This window comes from Micromonospora sp. NPDC049282, from assembly GCF_043197045.1.
Taxonomy (GTDB): Bacteria; Actinomycetota; Actinomycetes; order Mycobacteriales; family Micromonosporaceae; genus Micromonospora.
In genome coordinates, this window is sequence record NZ_JBICSL010000001.1 from 374,305 (window position 1) to 389,465 (window position 15,161).

Below are 15,161 nucleotides of genomic sequence, written 5' to 3' on the forward strand. Positions count from 1 at the left end.
GCGGCACCTTCAGGTCAACTTGGAGAAGCGCTCGAAGTATTCGGTCAGCTTCGCGATGACGCGCTCCTTCTTGGCGCCGAGGTTGTTGTCCTTCGCGAAGCGCGAGACCGGCGGCAGGACCTGGGTGATCGCCGTTCCGTTGGTTGCGATCGCGCCGTCGCGGAAGGCCGCTTCAATAAACGATTTCGTCTGCTCGGCCCGAAGGCGCTCGGCGTCGATGATCTCGGCGAGTTCGGCTTCTCGTCGTCGAGTGACGAAGACGCGCCAGTCGTCGTTGACATCGCCGGTGACCGACATGGAGTCGACAAAGTCCATGATCAGGTCCTTCTTGTTCCGCAACGATGGGCTGGCATCGATGGCGTCCTCGATGGCACGCAGCGGCATCCTGCCGTCCTCACCGATATTGGCCTGACCCTCGTCACGCCACCTCTGTACTAGCATCAGGATGTAGTCGAAGTTGACCTCAACCTGTTTGATGAGCTCGATCTCGAAGACGACATCGTCGAGGATCGACTCCTTCTCGCCGTTGTCCCGCTTGCGGTGCCTCTCCCACAGTGCGTTGTAGACGCTCGTGTAGTTCTGTAGTCGCCTCGGTGGCAGCGACTCGTCGTGAGCGAACTCGTCGAAGGAGGTCAGGATGTTGCGCACTCTGAGAATCCGGCCGAAGAGCACGACGAACGCCCTCTCCTGAGCCTCCCCGAACGGCTCGGTTCCGGGTGGGCACTGCTCCAGGAGTTGCTCAACCAGGCCGACGTACGCAGCGTGGTAGTAGGTGTACGGCTTGAGCAGCACCACTTCGTTGGCCTCGGAGTTGCCGAAGAGCACCAGAGCATCGTCGACGGCCTGCTCCAGGTTGCGGAAGCAGACGATGTTGCCGTAGGCCTTGACCGAGTTGAGGATCCGGTTGGTGCGGGAGAACGCTTGGATCAGCCCGTGGGACTTGAGGTTCTTGTCTACCCATAGCGTGTTCAGTGTGGTTGCGTCGAACCCGGTCAGGAACATATTGACCACGATGACCAGGTCGACCTCACGATCCTTCACTCGACGCGCGAGGTCCTTGTAGTAATTCTCGAACTTGGCCGCCGAGGTGTCGTACGTCGTGCCGAAGTCGGCGTTGTAGTCGCTGATCGCGCGTGCGAGGAAGTCGCGGGAGGAGGCGTCGAGCTGGTCCGCGTCCATCGCCTCGTCATCGAGGATGCCGCCGACCTCCTCGTCCTCGTTGACCGCGTAGCTGAAGATCGTGGCGATCTTCAGCCGCTGGTAGGCCGGGTCCGCGACCGCACGCTCGGTCTGCTGCCGGGCGAACTCGTCATAATAAATCTTCAAGGCGGGGATTGACGCGGTCGCCAGCATCGAGTTAAAGCCACGTACCCGCTTCTCACCCAGGCTGTACCCTTGGGTGCGCATGGTCTTGGTATCGAAGTGGTCGAGGACATACGCCACGATCTTCCGAATTCGCTCGGGATGGCGCAGCACTTCTTCGGTGTCGATTCCGACGACCTGCTTGTCTTCGACGTCGTCCGCTGCACGCACGGTGTTTTGGTAGGAGACGCGGAAGGGCAGCACGTTTCCATCGTTGATCGCGTCCAGGATCGTATAGCTATGTAGTCGGTCGCCGAAAATCTTCTCGGTAGTATCCTTTGTCGCCCCGCCGGCGTTCTGCGGAAAGATCGGGGTGCCGGTGAACCCAAAGAGGTGGGAGCGGCGGAACGCCTTGCGCACCGCGGTCCCCATGTCCCCGAACTGGCTCCGGTGGCACTCGTCGAAGATCAACACCACGTGACCCTCGGTGATCTCGTGGCCCTTGTTCTGCTCGATGAACCGCGACAGCTTCTGGATCGTGGTGACGATGATCGAGGCGTTCCGGTCTTGGAGTTGACGCTTGAGCTCGGCGGTCGAGCGTGACCCGTTGACCGAGTCCTTCTCGAAGCGGTTGTACTCCAGCATCGTCTGGTAGTCGAGATCCTTGCGGTCCACTACGAAGAGGACTTTGTCGATACCATCCATCTTCGACGCGAGCTGCGCGGTCTTGAACGATGTCAGCGTCTTTCCCGACCCGGTGGTATGCCAGATGTAGCCGCCGGCCTTCGGCCCGGTCGCCTTCGCCGAGGACTCCACTCGCCGCATAATCCGCTCAGCCGCCACGATCTGGTAAGGCCGCATCACCAGCAGGGTACGAGAGACATCGAAAACACAGTACTTCGTCAACACGTTCAGCAACGTGTGCTTGGAGAAGAATGTCCGCGTGAACGCGGTGAGGTCGCCGATGCGCCGGTTTTCCGCGTCGGTCCACCACGAGGTGAACTCGAACGAGTTTGATGTCTGCTTCCGCCTACGTTTGCCGCCCTCGGACTCAGCCACCTTTCGGGCACGAGTCGTGTTCGCGTAGTACTTGGTGTGCGTGCCGTTGGAGATCACGAAGAGCTGGATGTACTCGAACAGTCCGGCATCGGCCCAGAACGACTCCCGCTGGTAGCGGTTGATCTGGTTGAACGCCTCCTTCAAGGGAACCCCGCGCCGCTTCAGCTCCATATGCACCAGCGGCAGCCCGTTGACCAGGATCGTCACGTCATAGCGGTGCTTGCGAGCCGTCCCGGCACCTTGACCGACCGCCTCGTACTGGTTGATCACCTGGAGTCGGTTGGAATGGATGTTCGACTTGTCGAGCAGCTTGATGTTCTTGCTCGTGCCGTCGTCACGCGCGAGGACCTGAATCGGGTCCTCCTGAATGCGCGCCGTCTTCTCGACGATGCCCTCATTCTTCGAGGCAATCTTTTTAGCGAAGAACCATTTCCACTCGTCGTCACTGAAGACCACATTGTTCAACAACTCCAACTGACGCCGCAGGTTTACCTCCAGGTCGGTCGACGACTTAATGTGGAGACGCTCGTACGCCTGTTGCCTCAGCATCTCGATGAACTTGGCCTCGAGCTCCGCCTCAGACTGGTAGCCCTGATCGCTGCCGTTGTCCGGTTCGTACGTCGCGACCACCGTCGCCTCGTCGCTTACCACGATCGGCTCGTACCGCAGCCCCGAATTCGGTGCCTCCACACCGCCGCCCTGACTCACGCCACCCGCTCCTTAAACGTAAGAAGCGTGTTCCGGTAGTGCTCGTACTGCTTCCGCCGAGCTTCGATCTCCGCTAACAGGCCGGCAGACAAGTCGGTCACTATTCTGTCAGACTTGTCGAGCATCGACACGATCAGCGCCTGCTCCTCAAGCGGGGGCACAGGAAGAATGATTTCAGACAGATCGCGCTGACTGACTTTCCACACTCCCGAGGTGAGCTTCGCCGATCTCTGGAGCTGCACTCGCGTCGCGGGACTCTCCCAAACATGAAACAGATATCGCTGCGACACCTGACTAAGATCGGGCCGAACTCGAATCATCGTGTCCGGGAAAGCGACCTCTTCCGTGCGTTCCACCATGCATGCCCGCGCGATTAGGTCCTTCGAACCATTCCCACGCACAATGAGCAGGTCTCCGGACTCGATGCGGAAGCGCCGCCCAGTCGCGTCATCCCAATTGCCAAGTTTGTGCTGGCCAGTATCCACAACAGACCCGTGCAGTGCCGTAAGACGAAGAACCGGATATCCAGATCCATCTGGGACCGATCGCCCGTTAGTCAAAGGCTCTCTCAGCAGTTCGCCCAACCTTGCATGCCTGGCGCCTTCGCCTTCAGTAAGAGTAAAAACTCGGTCGCGGTAGTACTGGTGCTGGCGCGTGCGGCCCAGCAGCTCGGCTCGCAGTTCACTTCGCAGCTCAGTTCGTAGCTCAGTCATCTTGTTGAGGATCCGTACGATCTCGCTCTGAACCTCAGCGGGAGGAACCGGGATGGTGACCCTACTCAGACCGCTACTGGAGAGCCTCTTCACCTTGGCGCGAGCGACATGCTGCTCCTTCTCGGCGTGGAAGGCGCTGGTCTGGAAGTAGTAGGCAACGTATGTCGGATTGAGTTCGCTCCGGAACAGAAACGAGTCATCGTGAATCGCCACCTGTTCTTCGCCGAGCCACGCCACGGCCTTGCCGACATCCTCGACCGTCTCACCGACGCCAGCGACGATCACGTCCCCCGGGCGGGCGTAGCGCAGCTGATTGCGCAGGCCCTCCCTCACATACGAGATGGTCGTGCGCGCGGACACGCCATATTGTGTGTAGATCTCCCCGTAGTGAATACAGGGGATTCCTTTCTCGACCATGTCAGCCTTGGTAAAGCGACGTCCGCGGACAAAGCTTCCGATCTCGCCGAGCGTCATTACCTCGACACCATCCGGACAGTGCTCGGCGAGTAACCTATCGATCTCGCTCATGGCGCCATCGCCCCACTCGAAGGCAGGTTCACCCTGTCAACATTCCATCCGAGTGCGTCGATTGCCCGCTTCATCTCCTGATCGCTAGCGACATTCTGGATGATTCCGATGACCAGTCTTCGGCATGGGTCATACTTCTGCAGGGCCACTTCGTCACTTGAATCTCCGTGGACGATTTCACTCAGCTCTTTGAACAACTTATATCCGTCACTGGAGAATGCCAACGGGATGATGTGGTGCTGCTCATCGACTTCTTGCAGGAGGTTGCGGAACGGCTTGCGACCGCCGTTGTTGCCGGTGGTGGGTATGCCTGCGATATTGGCGACCTGGTTGGTGATTGCTTCGAAGATCTTCCGGAGGTAGACCATGCTTCCGGCACCGAGCTGTACCTCGTAGGCAAGCTGCGCGCGCTCCAGCAGATCATCGAAACCACCGGCGCCAACTCCCACCCGACTCGCCATGCCGCGCCGGTTTTCTACATAGCGCTCCAACCGTACGGTTGGTGCCGGCCCGTCCAGTTCATCCCTGGACACCACAAGGAACCAGGCTTCTATGGCCGCTTCGCAGACTGGGCATTTTAGGCACGCGTCGATGCTGACCACACGGTCACCAACACCAAGGCAGGACAGCTTGTCGCCCGACATGAACGTCCGAACGTCGTCGCAGTTCTTGCACTTGAAGTTGATGGCGACCTTGCCAACCTCGATCGTCTTGTGCTTGCCCCAGGCTAGGCGGGTATTGAGGAATCGCTCGACCTGCGCCTCTTCGTTGGCAGGGGCTTTGGACAACAATTCAGACAGTCGCATCGTCGGATTCCAGATCACCGACAATAGCGTCGATTTGGGTGCGCAGCTCAGCCTGTCGGGCGACTATCCGGGCGATTTCGGCATTAAGCGTTTTGATGTCGACCGCTACGCGGACGTCCTCAGCCGCGACGTAGGAGCTAACCGCAATATTGTAGTTATTGTCGCGAATGATCTCGTAGTCGACCAAGGCTGCGAAGTGGTCGACGGCCTCCCGGCGGGTGAACGCCTCCAGGATCTTGGCTTGGTGGTCGGCGGCAATCTTGTTCTTATTTCCCTGGCGCGTGAACTCTGCCGCGGCGTCGATGAAGAGCACCCGATTGTCGATCTTTGACTTTTTCAGCACGATGATGCAGGTCGCGATCGACACCCCGAAGAAGAGGTCGGGTGGGAGCTGGATGACGGTATCGACGTAGTTGTTGTCGATAAGGTACTTGCGAATCTTCTGCTCCGCACCGCCGCGGTAGAGCACACCCGGGAACTCGACGATCGCGGCCGTGCCGTTGACCGCCAACCACGACAGCATGTGCATCGTGAACGCCAAGTCAGCCTTCGACTTTGGCGCCAGCACACCGGCGGGGGCGTACCGCTCGTCGTTGATCAGCAGCGGGTTTGAGTCACCTTCCCAGCGCGTGGAGTAGGGCGGGTTGGAGACGATCGCCTCGAACGGCTCGTCGTCCCAGTGGTACGGGTCGATCAGCGTGTCGCCGTGGGCGATGTTGAACTTCTCGTACGGGATGTCGTGCAGGAACATGTTGATCCGGCACAGGTTGTACGTGGTCAGGTTGATCTCCTGACCGAAGTAGCCCTGCCGGACCCCATTGGGCAGCACCTTCTTGAACTTCAGCAGCAGCGAACCCGAGCCGCAGGCGGGGTCGTAAACCTTGTTCACCTCGGTCTTGCCGACCACCGTGATCCTGGCGAGCAGCTCGGAGACCTCCTGCGGCGTGTAGTACTCCCCGCCGGACTTGCCGGCCGAGGAGGCGTACATCTGCATCAGGTACTCGTACGCGTCACCGAACAGGTCGATGGTGTTCTCGTTGAACTCACCGTTGCCGAAGTTCAGCGATCCGATCGCGTCGAGGAGCTTGACCAGCCTCTCGTTGCGCTTCGCGACGGTGGGGCCGAGCCTGCCGCTGTTGACGTCGAGGTCGGCGAAAAGGCCCTTGATGTCGTCCTCGGAAGCGGTGCCGACCGCGCTGGCTTCGATGTTGGTGAACACCCGCGTCAGAGTCTCGTTGAGATTCTCATCCTTGCTGGCCCGCTCACGCACGTTCGCGAACAGGTCCTGGGGCAGGATGAAGAAGCCCTTCTCTTTCACCGTCTCCTCGCGCCCGAGCTCGGCGTCGGCGTTGGACAGGTAGCGGTAATCGAAGTCCCCGTTGCCTGCGCTGCGCTCCGCCTCGTTGAGGTAGGCCGTCAAGTTCTCGGAGACGAATCGGTAGAAGAGCATCCCCAGCACATACGCCTTGAAGTCCCAGCCATCCACGCTTCCACGCAGGTCGTTGGCGATCTTCCAGATCACCCGGTGAAGTTCAGCTCGCTCCCGCTCCTTCTTGCGGTCCTCAGCAGCGGTGGTCCAGGCTGGCTCTGTCGTCACAGGGTGAAGTCTTACCAGAGCTCGTCGGCGCGACAAGGGAGTGGCCTCGCCGAACATTCCGTATGCCAACTGCGAGGTAACCTCCGGTTACCTGCCCGTCACCTTAGGCGAGCGTGCGGTTTGCCGCCGAACTGGGTCAGCCAGCTGAAAGCTGGTCCTGATCTACTCGTCTGTCCGCTGCATCGCATCGCGTCCTACCGACGCCGATCCCGGTCCAACAGCTGCCCAGCACCCATCGAGCCACAAACCACCACCGGCGTACGTGAAGAAGGCCCTGACCTGGCCGAGATCTACCAGGCCAGGGCCTTGATCGTTGGTGCGCGTCGGCAGCGGCAGCGAGGCACCGCCGAACGCCTTCCAGATCGCCTTCGAGGCCGCGACCCGTCTCCGCGGCTGATCTTGATTGTTCGGGGTCAGTGGTCGACAGGGTGTTGGGCCGGGCTACGCCGACCTTGAGCGGCGCGCTGGCGCGGGACGATCGAGGCAGTTGCTTCGGCGGCGGCGTGGGAGAGCTCGGGGAGGACGTCGCCGTAGAACTTGGCGGTGAAGTGTGGGCTGGAGTGGCGGAGCCGGTTGGAGATGACCTTCATCTGAACGCCAGCGGCGAGTCCCATGGTGGCAGCGCCGTGCCGAAGGTCGTGAAGCCGGATGGGTGGTAGCCCGGCTTGCGTGGCGAGGTGATGGAAGTGGTCGGTGACGTGGGCAGGGTGGAGCGGGCCACCGGTGGGCGTGGTGAACACGAGCCCGGTAGGGGTCCAGGCAGCACCTGCGGCGAGGCGTTCGCGGTGCTGCCGGGCGCGGTGGGCGCGTAGCGCCGCGACGGTCTCGGTGTCGAGGGCGACCGCGGCCTCGCTGTCGGTGGTTTTGGGAGTGTCGACGGCGGTGGCCCAGCCGTGTTGGACGAGTTGCCAGCGGACGGTGAGGGTGGCGGCGTCGAGGTCGAGGTCGTCCCAGTGCAGGCCGCAGGCTTCCCCTCGGCGTAGGCCGGTGAAGGTGATGAGGTGGTAGAGGGCGTAGAGCCGGTCGCCGGCGTCGTGGGTGTGGTCGAGGAATTTGCCGGTGTGTTCGGGGGTCCAGATCATGACAGGGCTGGGGGTTTTGCCGGTGTCGCGCCAGGTGCGGATGCGTTGGTCGGTCCAGATGGTGGGCTTGGGTGGTCGGGCTGTGGGTAGTTCGATCATGAGGGCGGGGTTGGTGTCGATGTAGCGGTGGCGGCGCATCGCGTCGTTGAGGGCCTTGCGCAGGGTGGCGTGGATGACGTGCAGGGTCCGGTTACCGACGGTCCGCTGGTTCTTGACCTGGTCGCGCTTGGCGGGGTGGCGGCTGGCGCGCAGGGTGGCGATGGTGGTGTTGCGTTCGGCGATGGCGTCGTACATGGCGTCGATGTGGCCGGGGCGGAGCCGGTCGATGCGCAGGTGGCCGAGGTGCGGGATCAGGTACAGGCGGATGTGTCCTTCGTAGGAGCGCAGAGTCCCCTTCTTGATGTTTTTGCGCCCGGCGAGCCAGTCGGTCAGGTACGCCTGCATGGTGGGCAGCTCGGTGGGGGTGATATCCAGGTGCAGCGCCCGCCGGACCTGATCCGGGGTGGGGATAGGTGCGCCGGTCTTGACGGCGGCCTCGATCAGGTCGCCGGTCTTGACAGTGGTGTGCGGGTCGGTGGGGTCGGGGACGGCGAGCGCGGCCCGGATGCGGTCGAGGACGGCGTCGGCGTCGGCCTGGGTGGCGTAGGGGCCGTGGCGGAGTGGGCGGCGGGTGCCGTCGGCGCGGGCGGGGATTTCGATCTGCCAGTGCCAGTGGCCGTGGGTGCGGGACCAGCCGCCGCCGGGCCGGCGAAGCTGGGGACAGGAGCGTCCCAGTCGCCGGCCGGTGGTGGTGTCGCGGCAGCCGCAGCGTTTGAAGGTGGATCCCTTCACTCATCGTCTCCCGGATGCTTCGTATGGTGCCGCCAGCGGTGTCGGGTGGAATCCGCTGGTGGCGGGGTCATCGCATCCACGCTCACCTTCGCGTCGGCATCAAGTTGTCGGTGGTCGTTGGTCGAAGCGGGGTCCGCGACCAGCAGGAGCTGGAGAAGGCCGGCGACCGGGACGATGATGCGGCTGCCGGCCCGGATCAGCGGGATGGGGAACTGGTCGGTGGCGGCGAGCCGGTACGCCTGGGATCGGCTGATCCCGAGCACGGAGGCGGTGGTGGCGAGGGTGGTGGTCACGCCGAGGGCACGGACGCGCTCGATCGTCCACACCTCCCCGATGCTGGACGCGGTGGTGGTGCTGTCGGTCGTGGTGCGGGTGGTCTGGTCAGCTGGGTTCGCTGGGCTGTTCATGATCAGGCTTCTCCTGGCTGTGAGAGGGATGGCAATGCGGTAGGAGCGGGGTAGCCCCGTCAGGGTCGACCGGCGCAGGGGTGGCTGCTCCGCCACCGTTGCGCCGCTCCGGTGACAGAGGCGGTGGCATCGGATTCGTCGGCACGGCCGGGCTAACGATCAGCTCGGGTGGTGCCGACGACTCGACCTTGAGGGTCTTGAGGAGTTCGGATACTCGGGTGTTGGACACGGTGTGACCGGCTGCGCGCAGCGCTTCGGCGAGCGCCGCCCGGGTCAGTGCCTGACCGTCCGCGGCGAGCCGGTCCCGGACCTTGCGCGCCGCCGGCAACAGCTCGGCCACGTCGCCGGACGGCTGCGCGGACCGTCCCCGGTCCGCTCGCTGCCGGGTCCGTCCGCCGTATCGGCGACGAGCATCCGGTGAGCGGACGGTCCGGGTCCGGGACCGCCGCTCCCCCGCCGTGACAGCGGACTGGGTCGCCTCGTCCAGTCCGCTGTCCGGAACGGTCCGCCCGGCCGAATCCCGTCGGCCGTCCCCAAGCGTCCAGGCGGGTGTGGTGGTGCTGGTCCGTCCGAGGGCGATCTTGACCATGACGAGGAATCCGAGCGCGGGTACGGCGGCGGCGATCCAGCCGATGATCGAGGGTTCGGCCTCGACGACCTGGGCCGCCAGGGACAGGGTGACCGCGCAGGCCAGTACGGTGGCCGGGAAGACGGTGGAGGTGTGGGTGCGTTTGCGGCGGCGTAGTTCCAGGCCGGAGGCGATGGACATCAGTTCCAGGACGATCGCGTCGGCCCAGGCCAACCAGCCGGGTTGGCCGTGCGCGGCGGCCACGTTGTGGACGTGGGTGAAGCTGGCCGCCCCCGCTGCGCCGCCGATGGCCAGCATGATGACGACCTGGACGACGCCCTCGACGCGGCTGCCGCGCGGACGGGCGTTCGGGTCAGGGATCGGTGCCGTCGTGGCCGATCACCTCCCCGACCCGGACCGGGGCGACGGCCCGTCCGCCAGCCGAGGTGGCCGGACCAGATCGCGGACCGGCCCGACGGCGGACACCTGTCGGCACGGGGCCCAGGCGCCGGCTGCGGACCGCCTGCCACGGACGCCGGACGGGGCCGCGGTCACCGCGCGGTGGGAGCGGATGTCCGGGGCTCTCACGGATCTGTCAGCACCGGCCGAGCCTCTTACGACAGATCCGTGACAGACGCCAGCCCTCACGGTCCGCTCCTCGACAGAGGTTGCGTCCGCCGCCGCCGTGCTGTCGCCGATCACGCGGCCTCACCCGCTTGGCTGGAGGCGTCAACGGCGTACCGGGCAAGATCCACCAGCCGCAGCCGCTGCCCTTCCCCACCGGCTACGGCCCACACCGCCTCTGCCGGGCCCAGGCCCGCCGTCGCGGCGTGGTCGCGGGTCCCGGTGGCGACTGGCACCGACAGCGGCACGTCTGCCAGCACGCGGCGCAGGTTGCGCTCGCGAGCGGCCGAGGGCAGCCAGAACAGAACCGGCCACGCCCGCCCGAGCATGCCGAACAGCTCCTGATAGCCGTCCACCTTGCCAACCAGGATCGACAGCTGTTCCGCGCCGGTGTCGTACTCGACGAAGAACGGCACCTCGACACCGCCATCGACCCACCGGCCGTAGCCGTCCGGGCGTACCCGCGGCTGAAACGCCCGTATCAGCCCCGGATCCTGCCGGCTGGTGAACGTCCCGGCGCGCTGGCACACCGCCTCCGGCAGCCACTCCACCAGCCCGGTGCCCGGATGAGTACGGGCGTGCCCGGCCAGGTCGGTGAAGAAGCCGTTCACCCCGAGCCGGTGGGCGAGGCTGCGGGTCGAGGTCCAGCGCCGCCGCTCCACCCGGGCGTGGTCCCGCCGCGGTGGACGTTCGTCCCGGCTGGCCGCGACGACTTCGGCGCCGAGCTGATCTATCACGTAGTGGTACGGGTACGAGCCGCCGTCGGCCCGCTGTGGCCGGAACCGAGCGACGAGGCGCAGCCGGTACAGGGTCCGCAGTCGCCGCTGGCAGAAATCGAGGGACGGGAACAGGGCGGTCGCGAGCTGGAACGACGTCAACACGCCGTGGTCGTACAACCAGCCCAGCAGCACACGGTCACGGCCGGTCAGCTGGGACTGGACCCGAAGGACCGGATCATCCACCGGCTACCACCTCCTTCCCGGGTAGGGAATGCCAGCCCCAGGGGAGAGACCCGAGACCAGCAGGGTCTGTCGCAGGACAAGCCGACGGCGCTGACAGACGCGCTGGCCTGCTGTGTGAGAGGAAACAGGGGGTCGGTTCGGGGGTCCGGCTGAAGACTGACGTCAACGCTGACGCCAAGCCCGACCCCCGAACGGGGATCAAGCCGGACCTCGTCACTGCCAATGCCTACGGCAGTCGTTGAAGGTGTCAACGAAAACACGGGAACTCCTTGGTTGAGGATGTGAAATGTGGTGCTGGTGGCCTGGTCCGGGCACGACAGCGCCGCCGAAATGGAAAGAGCCCGGTGAGATGAATCCCGGCGCCTCCCCTGCCGTGGTAGCCGTCAGCGGCTCGTAAGTGCCGACCGCCGGGAGCAACGGCGCGACGAATGGCCTTGGGGCAAGCGCGTGGAGGTAGCCGTTGGCGGGGTGAGGGCTAGCCTCTCGGTCATGTCCGCCCCTGCCACACGCCCGTTGCTGTTCCTCGACGTGGACGGCACCCTCATCCCGCTCGGCACACCCACGGCGGTTCAGCAGGGGATGCGGCACGGCCACACCGAGACACCGGCCCTACCGGCCGACGCCCATCCCCTGCTGCACAAGGTCAATCCGGAACACGGCCGCCGACTGAGGGCCCTGCCGTGTGATCTGGTCTGGGCGACGACCTGGATGAGCGACGCGAACGACCTGCTCGCACCGCTGCTCGGGCTCCCGACCCTGCCCGTGGTGGACTGGCCCGATTCCGACGAGATAGGCCCCCTGCACTGGAAGACCCGTGGGCTCGTCGAGTGGGCGCAGGGACGCCCCTTCGTCTGGGTCGACGACGAGATCTCCCACGCCGATCAGCAGTGGGTATCGATTCATCACCCTGGCCCGGCCCTGCTGCATCGGGTCGATCCACATCGCGGCCTGACCGAGCAGGACTTCACTGTCATCGGGAGCTGGCTCAGGCGGGCGCAGTAGGGCCAGCTTCCAGCCGTCGCGGGTGCCGCGCCGGACGGCTGTCTGCCAGTCGGGGCCGTCGCTGGTGAGGTCCCCCACCATCCCGCTGGCGTCGGCCGCAGCCCGGGAATCGTGACGTGGTGCGGTCAGGATCCGACCTCGATGAGGCGACGCATGCCACTCTCGCCCGGTACCTGCCATACCTGGTCGTCCGGCCAGTGGCGGTACAACAACTGCTGCGTGGTCGTGGCGACCACGTTCCGCAGCGGCTCGCGGAGCAGGTCGGCCCGCAGCCGTTCCTCCCGCTCGGCGTCCTGAGCAATCACCAGAACCGCCCCGACCGGCACCAGCCGGTCCGCACGCCGGTACCCGGCCAACAATCCACCCAGACCTGACGTCGCTCGCTCGTGCTCGGCGACAACGCCGCCGATCGGGCCACGGTCGACGTGGACCAGGAACCGCAGGCACCGCCCGTCCTGCAGCCAGACGCCATAGCCATCGGCCCGCACCTGCGCCAGGTCGTGCTGGCGCAACCACGCCGAGGTCTCCATCATCGCCAGCCACTGGAACAGCTCGCACCGCCCCGAGTCGCGCCGCGACACCTCCACCAACGGCAGGAACAGCAAGGCATCCGCCCGACCGGAGGAACGCTGCCCCAGCCGCAGCGGAACCGGCCGCCCCGTTGCTGTCAGGGCTCGCCGGAGCACGTCGGTTCCCTCGGCCGTGACCTCGTACCACCAGGTGTGGGTCCGGTCCTCCGCCGAGCGGTCGCGGCGCACCAATCCCGCCTCGTGCAGCCCCACCAGGTCCCGGTGAGCCGTCAGCCGCGACACTCCGCAGACAAGCGCCACGTCCAGTGTCGTCGTGGCACCATGCTGCGCCAGGTATGACAGGATCCGCCACCGCCGCGGGGACAACCGCCGCGTGGCACCCTGGTCGCCCATCCCCTGATGATCCTCCTGGCGTCGACGGTCCGACATCCGGTCCTGACAGCAGTAACAGAGAGTGGTCAATGCGCCGACGGGAACATCGGAAGCCGGGACCGCCGTGACCGGAGACAGCGCTCGCCGTCGGCCGTCGACCGGGGCGTCGGCGGGCCGTGCGAGCACCCACATATACAAACCGGGGTTTTGGGGCCGATTTTGATGATCACTGTTCAGTGAATCAGCCGAAGAGCTGAGGATAGAAAACGCGGTACGGTCAAATCAGACCGCCGTTAGTTGATCTCCGTGATCGACGCCGGACTGCGGCACCGATCTGTCGGAGGCCCGAGACAAAGCCAGGCCGACTCAACGATAGAACGCCACGCGCCGAATTGACGGTTACTCCGAGTAACAACGCCCGGGGGAATGTTGCCGCGTCTTCCTTCAGGAACGGGCGATGCGCCGAGGGCAAGCCCGTAGGGTCGGTCGCGTGGCCGAGACGTGGACCGAACCGGACCTGTCCTATATCGCCAGCGTGACGCGGGTCCGCGCGGCGGCCGGTGTGATTCTCCGCGACCAGGCCGGCCGGGTGCTGCTGGTCCACCCGGTCTACAAGGACGTGTGGGAAGTTCCCGGCGGTACCGTGGAGCCGGACGAGTCCCCGGCAGACGCCTGCACCCGCGAGATCCGAGAGGAGTTGGGCCTGTCGATACCCGCAGGAGGGCTGCTGTGCGTCGACTGGGTGCCGGCGAACCCACCGTGGGACGGCGGACTCATGTTCGTCTTCGACGGCGGAGTACTGACGGCGGATCAGATCGCGGCGATGCGACTGTGCCGGGACGAGTTGGACGGCTTCGAGTTCGTCGAGCCGGAACGCCTGGACGAGATGTTGATTCCCCGACTGGCTCGGCGGGTCACCGCGGCGATCGCCGCTATCGGCCATGGCGGTGTCTACCTTGAGGATGGAGTCGCGACCTCGAACAGTTAGTCGTCAACACGGACCCTCGACCACAGCCCGGTACCGGGACATAGGGGTCGCCCCCTGCACACGAAGCCGGCGAGGTCTCCTCACGCCACCGGCGTCATCGACAACGACCGGCTCCGAACCACTCACCGGTCGACAAGATCTTCCCCGCCGTGCACACCCCACCAACTCGGCGCGTGCCTGCGCAGCGTTCCCGAGAGCCGGGTCAGCAGCAGCCAGTCAGCGTCGAGGATCAGCGCGGCGTCCTCCGACCGCTCGCTCAGGACCCGGGCCACGGACGCCAGCATTTCCCGCGTCGCCCGCTCGGAGGACTCGTCCTTGCGCAGCCGGAAGCCGATGGTGACGTACCGCTCCGGTTCCCACTCCCACATCGAGCCGTCACCATCCTCGGCCTCGAAGTAGCCGTGGGAGCCGCCGTAGATGCTCACCGTGTAGCCACACCGATCGCTCAGGTCCGCACTCAACACCCGCGACCTGCCATCTCCCGCCGACTCCAAGGCACCGTCTGGGGCGACGACGCCGGCCAGCACATCGAGCGGAACGTCGCCGGCCAGCGTCAAGCGGTACTCGGTCGCCATGGATAGCCCTTCAGTCTCGTCGCAGGATCTGGATTATCGCCCCACTGCGCGTCACCGCCACCAGTTCCTTCAACCCTGCGATCGGCCAGTCGTCGAACTGCTTCTGCAACGCCGCGAGATCGCCACGCCAGTCGTGGAGGTTGACCACCACCCGTTGGGTCTGCTCACTGGCGATCTTGTCGGCAACCCCGCTCCACACGCCTCGCACACTCTTGGCCGGCGTCGGGGAGTAGCAGTCGAAGACGTGTCCCTCGACCAGGTAGTCGGGGTCCTTACCCGGTTTACCGGAATCACCGGTACCGAGCCGGGCGTCAGCGACCTCCTGCCGGGTCGGGTTCTGGTGGAGCCGGTAGCTCTTCGCGGCGACGGTGTCGGCACACTGGTTCTCCAGTTCCAGGGAGCGCCGCACGCGTTCGTCCTCCTTCGGAGGGATCCGGGTACGCCGACCGGTGGGCGAGCCGCCGTGCTCGCCGGTGGGCTTGCGCGTCCACGGTGTCGTCACTGGTG

Annotated in this window: 13 protein-coding genes; 2 read left to right on the forward strand and 11 right to left on the reverse strand. The window is 65.1% G+C overall.

The window, feature by feature from the left end:
- Positions 1-9: 9 nt before the first annotated feature.
- The 8 genes from ACGFI2_RS01745 to ACGFI2_RS01780 all read right to left on the reverse strand — a co-directional run bounded on the left by ACGFI2_RS01745 (position 10) and on the right by ACGFI2_RS01780 (position 11,187).
- A complete protein-coding gene (locus ACGFI2_RS01745) occupies positions 10-3,069 on the reverse strand; it encodes an HsdR family type I site-specific deoxyribonuclease (RefSeq protein WP_393508970.1) in 3,060 nt (1,019 codons plus the stop codon).
- Entirely contained in the window at positions 3,066-4,310 is a 1,245-nt protein-coding gene (locus tag ACGFI2_RS01750) for a restriction endonuclease subunit S (RefSeq protein WP_393508973.1), read from the reverse strand. Before ACGFI2_RS01750 ends, ACGFI2_RS01745 begins: the two co-directional genes overlap by 4 nt.
- Positions 4,307-5,134 (reverse strand): hypothetical protein, encoded by an 828-nt coding sequence (locus ACGFI2_RS01755; RefSeq protein WP_393508976.1) that lies wholly within the window; start codon positions 5,132-5,134, stop codon positions 4,307-4,309. The genes ACGFI2_RS01750 and ACGFI2_RS01755 overlap by 4 nt, the downstream gene beginning before the upstream one ends.
- Positions 5,103-6,713, reverse strand: a complete 1,611-nt coding sequence (locus ACGFI2_RS01760; RefSeq protein WP_393508979.1) for a type I restriction-modification system subunit M — start codon at positions 6,711-6,713, stop codon at positions 5,103-5,105. Before ACGFI2_RS01760 ends, ACGFI2_RS01755 begins: the two co-directional genes overlap by 32 nt.
- Before the next feature lie 413 nt (positions 6,714-7,126).
- On the reverse strand, positions 7,127-8,626 hold the full coding sequence (locus tag ACGFI2_RS01765) for a tyrosine-type recombinase/integrase (protein WP_393508982.1): 1,500 nt from the start codon (positions 8,624-8,626) through the stop codon (positions 7,127-7,129).
- Positions 8,623-9,033, reverse strand: a complete 411-nt coding sequence (locus tag ACGFI2_RS01770) for a helix-turn-helix transcriptional regulator (protein ID WP_393508986.1) — start codon at positions 9,031-9,033, stop codon at positions 8,623-8,625. Before ACGFI2_RS01770 ends, ACGFI2_RS01765 begins: the two co-directional genes overlap by 4 nt.
- Positions 9,008-9,922: a DUF2637 domain-containing protein gene (locus tag ACGFI2_RS01775; protein ID WP_393510046.1), complete on the reverse strand. Its 915-nt coding sequence runs from the start codon at positions 9,920-9,922 to the stop codon at positions 9,008-9,010. Before ACGFI2_RS01775 ends, ACGFI2_RS01770 begins: the two co-directional genes overlap by 26 nt.
- Positions 9,923-10,299: 377 nt before the next feature.
- Positions 10,300-11,187: a replication-relaxation family protein gene (locus ACGFI2_RS01780; RefSeq protein WP_393508989.1), complete on the reverse strand. Its 888-nt coding sequence runs from the start codon at positions 11,185-11,187 to the stop codon at positions 10,300-10,302.
- Between the two features lie 489 nt (positions 11,188-11,676).
- Here ACGFI2_RS01780 and ACGFI2_RS01785 point away from each other — a divergent pair, with 489 nt between their 5' ends.
- On the forward strand, positions 11,677-12,189 hold the full coding sequence (locus ACGFI2_RS01785; protein ID WP_393508992.1) for an HAD domain-containing protein: 513 nt from the start codon (positions 11,677-11,679) through the stop codon (positions 12,187-12,189).
- A gap of 125 nt (positions 12,190-12,314) precedes the next feature.
- Here the strand turns inward: ACGFI2_RS01785 and ACGFI2_RS01790 are convergent, their stop codons facing one another.
- The gene (locus ACGFI2_RS01790; protein ID WP_393508995.1) at positions 12,315-13,112 is read right to left on the reverse strand and encodes a DeoR family transcriptional regulator; all 798 of its coding nucleotides are present in this window, start codon (positions 13,110-13,112) and stop codon (positions 12,315-12,317) included.
- Between the two features lie 469 nt (positions 13,113-13,581).
- Between ACGFI2_RS01790 and ACGFI2_RS01795 the strand changes: the two genes are divergently transcribed.
- Positions 13,582-14,079, forward strand: a complete 498-nt coding sequence (locus ACGFI2_RS01795) for an NUDIX domain-containing protein (protein WP_393508998.1) — start codon at positions 13,582-13,584, stop codon at positions 14,077-14,079.
- 122 nt (positions 14,080-14,201) lie between these two features.
- On the opposite strand, the gene ACGFI2_RS01800 is transcribed toward ACGFI2_RS01795, so the two are convergent.
- Both ACGFI2_RS01800 and ACGFI2_RS01805 read right to left on the reverse strand, forming a co-directional pair.
- Entirely contained in the window at positions 14,202-14,654 is a 453-nt protein-coding gene (locus ACGFI2_RS01800) for a SitI3 family protein (protein WP_393509001.1), read from the reverse strand.
- A 10-nt stretch (positions 14,655-14,664) separates the two neighbouring features.
- On the reverse strand, positions 14,665-15,063 hold the full coding sequence (locus tag ACGFI2_RS01805; protein ID WP_393510049.1) for a hypothetical protein: 399 nt from the start codon (positions 15,061-15,063) through the stop codon (positions 14,665-14,667).
- Positions 15,064-15,161: the final 98 nt, after the last annotated feature.